The sequence below is a fragment of the Cupriavidus sp. SIMBA_020 genome (assembly GCF_046535395.1).
Taxonomy (GTDB): Bacteria; Pseudomonadota; Gammaproteobacteria; order Burkholderiales; family Burkholderiaceae; genus Cupriavidus; species Cupriavidus campinensis.
In genome coordinates this window covers 1-278 of sequence record NZ_JAWRWU010000423.1, presented here as the reverse complement: position 1 = coordinate 278, position 278 = coordinate 1, and the positions used below count along the sequence as shown (strand labels likewise).

At 61.5% G+C, this 278-nt stretch carries 1 pseudogene; it reads right to left on the bottom strand.

From position 1 onward, the window contains the following. A pseudogene (locus SB751_RS29880) lies at window positions 1-278 on the bottom strand (ketol-acid reductoisomerase); the annotation flags it as partial.

Sequence of the window (278 nt, the reverse complement as noted above, 5' to 3'; positions counted from 1 at the left end):
GACTGGTCGACGAGCTTGTTTGCAGCGATCCACGGCATCATCGCGCGGAGCTTCGCACCGACCACTTCGATCTGGTGCTCGGCGCCCAGGCGGCGGCGCGATTGCAGCGTCGGCGCGCCGGCCTTGTTTTCGAGAATGAAGCTCTTCGCGTATTCGCCGGTATGGATGTCCTTCAGGACTTCCTTCATGACCTTCTTCGTTTCGGCCGTGATCACGCGCGGGCCCGTCACGTACTCGCCGTATTCGGCGCTGTTCGAGATCCAGTCGTTCATGTTCGC